2 rRNA genes are annotated in these 3,276 nt (G+C 49.2%); both read left to right on the top strand.

Annotated elements, in window-relative coordinates:
- The first annotated feature begins 180 nt into the window (after window positions 1-180).
- A 23S ribosomal RNA gene (locus HYQ40_11215) occupies window positions 181-3,064 on the top strand.
- 91 nt (window positions 3,065-3,155) lie between these two features.
- Window positions 3,156-3,271 (top strand): 5S ribosomal RNA (gene rrf / locus HYQ40_11210).
- Window positions 3,272-3,276 lie beyond the last annotated feature (5 nt).

Raw genomic sequence — 3,276 nt, 5'->3', positions numbered from 1 at the left:
TAGATCATTGAAAACTGAATATCAACACCTAATATAATCCGTCGATGCGACAGATTGTATTAGAACAATTTTCTTAAATGAAGATATAATTTTACCAAAAATTAAATCAAGACCAAAGAATTGACCGAGTCTGTAGGTAACACTACAGAGTTTAAAAAGAGTAATAGCGCGAGAAATATGTGGTTAAGAAACAAAGGGCGCACGGTGAATGCCTTGGCACTAGGAGCCGATGAAGGACGGGACGAACACCGATATGCTTTGGGGAGCTGTAAGTAAGCTAAGATCCAGAGATTTCCGAATGGGGGAACCCAACAGCTAATGGCTGTTACACGCAAGTGAGGTAGACGCAGAGAACTGAAACATCTAAGTACCTGCAGGAAGAGAAAGAAAAATCGATTCCCTGAGTAGCGGCGAGCGAAACGGGAAGAGCCCAAACCGACGTGCATGCACGTCGGGGTTGTAGGACTCTAACGTGGAATTATAGAATGTAGTCGAATGGCATGGGAAGGCCAGCTGTAAAGGGTGAGAGCCCCGTAGACGAAACACTTTATATACCTAAGAGTATCCTGAGTACGGCGGAACACGAGAAATTCCGTCGGAATCTGCCAGGACCATCTGGTAAGGCTAAATACTACCTAGTGACCGATAGTGAACAAGTACCGTGAGGGAAAGGTGAAAAGCACCCCGGGAGGGGAGTGAAATAGTACCTGAAACCGTGTGCTTACAAGTAGTCAGAGCCCGTTAATGGGTGATGGCGTACCTTTTGTAGAATGGACCGGCGAGTGACGATAGTTGGCAAGGTTAAGCTGAAGAAGCGGAGCCGTAGCGAAAGCGAGTCTGAATAGGGCGCAAGTCAGATGTCGTCGACCCGAAACCAAGTGACCTACCCATGTGCAGGTTGAAGGTGCGGTAAGACGCACTGGAGGACCGAACCAGGACATGTTGAAAAATGTTTGGATGACATGTGGGTAGCGGAGAAATTCCAATCGAACTTGGAGATAGCTGGTTCTCTCCGAAATATATTTAGGTATAGCCTCAGAGTAAGAGCGTTGGAGGTAGAGCACTGTTTGGACTAGGGGGACATACGTCTTACTGAATCCAGATAAACTCCGAATGCCAATTGCTTATCTCTGGGAGTCAGACTGCGAGTGATAAGATCCGTAGTCGAAAGGGAAACAGCCCAGACCACCATCTAAGGTCCCAAAGTATCAGTTAAGTGGAAAAGGATGTGGGGTTGCATAGACAACTAGGAGGTTGGCTCAGAAGCAGCCATCCTTGAAAGAGTGCGTAATAGCTCACTAGTCGAGTGACCCTGCGCCGAAAATGTACCGGGGCTAAACTGAACACCGAAGATGTGGATTCAACCTTAGGGTTGAGTGGTAGGAGAGCGTTCTATATGTGGTGAAGCAGTACCGTAAGGAGCTGTGGAACGTATAGAAGTGAGAATGCCGGTATGAGTAGCGCAAGACGGGTGAGAATCCCGTCCACCGAATGACTAAGGTTTCCTGGGGAAGGCTCGTCCGCCCAGGGTTAGTCGGGACCTAAGCTGAAGCCGACAGGTATAGGCGATGGACAACAGGTAGAGATTCCTGTACTTATAATAAATGTTTGAGTGATGGAGGGACACAGGAGGTGACCTCACGCATCCTGATGGAATAGGATGTCGAAGCAACAAGTTTGGATGTGAGTCAAATGCTTACGTCCACTAAGAACGAGTTGTGACCGGGAGCGAATTAAGTAGCGAAGGTGAGTAATCAAACTGTCGAGAAAAGCTTCTAGCGAATTTATTATAACCCGTACCGCAAACCGACACAGGTAGTCGAGTGGAGAACACTAAGGTGAGCGAGAGAACTCTCGTTAAGGAACTCGGCAAAATGACCCCGTAACTTCGGGAGAAGGGGTGCTGATGGTAACATCAGCCGCAGTGAATAGGCCCAAGCAACTGTTTATCAAAAACACAGGTCTTTGCTAAACCGAAAGGTGACGTATAAGGGCTGACGCCTGCCCGGTGCTGGAAGGTTAAGAGGAGTGCTTAGCGCAAGCGAAGGTACGAATTGAAGCCCCAGTAAACGGCGGCCGTAACTATAACGGTCCTAAGGTAGCGAAATTCCTTGTCGGGTAAGTTCCGACCCGCACGAAAGGCGTAATGATTTGGGCACTGTCTCAACGAGAGACTCGGTGAAATTATAGTACCGGTGAAGATGCCGGTTACCCGCGACAGGACGGAAAGACCCCATGGAGCTTCACTGCAACTTGATATTGAGTGTTTGTTGATCATGTACAGGATAGGTAGGAGCCTAAGAAGGGTGGACGTCAGTCTACCTGGAGGCGTTGGTGGGATACTACCCTTGATGAATGACCACTCTAACCCGCGTATAAACTACGGGAGACAGTGTCAGGTGGGCAGTTTGACTGGGGCGGTCGCCTCCTAAAGAGTAACGGAGGCGCCCAAAGGTTCCCTCAGAATGGTTGGAAATCATTCGCAGAGTGCAAAGGCATAAGGGAGCTTGACTGCGAGACCTACAAGTCGAGCAGGGACGAAAGTCGGGCTTAGTGATCCGGTGGTACCGCATGGAAGGGCCATCGCTCAACGGATAAAAGCTACCCTGGGGATAACAGGCTTATCTCCCCCAAGAGTTCACATCGACGGGGAGGTTTGGCACCTCGATGTCGGCTCATCGCATCCTGGGGCTGAAGTCGGTCCCAAGGGTTGGGCTGTTCGCCCATTAAAGCGGTACGCGAGCTGGGTTCAGAACGTCGTGAGACAGTTCGGTCCCTATCCGTCGCGGGCGCAGGAAATTTGAGAAGAGCTATCCTTAGTACGAGAGGACCGGGATGGACGCACCGCTGGTGTACCAGTTGTTCCGCCAGGAGCATCGCTGGGTAGCTATGTGCGGGATGGATAAGCGCTGAAAGCATCTAAGCGCGAAGCCAGCTTCAAGATAAGATTTCCCATCACGCAAGTGAGTAAGACCCCTGAAAGACGATCAGGTAGATAGGCTCGAAGTGGAAGTACAGTGATGTACGGAGCGGACGAGTACTAATCGGTCGAGGACTTAACCACGAACCAATTCTGGTTGGCAGTTAAGAGAAATACATGTTGATATTCAGTTTTGAGTGATCTAATAGATTACTTATATATAACACAAACAATGTGTGGTGATGGTAGCAAGAAGGATACACCTGTTCCCATGCCGAACACAGCAGTTAAGCTTCTTAGCGCCGATGGTAGTTGGACTTTTGGTCCTGTGAGAGTAGGTCGTTGCCATGCATTGT

Source organism: Aerococcaceae bacterium DSM 111021, assembly GCA_020112395.1.
Taxonomy (GTDB): Bacteria; Bacillota; Bacilli; order Lactobacillales; family Aerococcaceae; genus Ruoffia.
The sequence above is the reverse complement of the archived record's forward strand: the minus strand, read 5'-3'. Positions and strand labels throughout refer to the sequence as shown.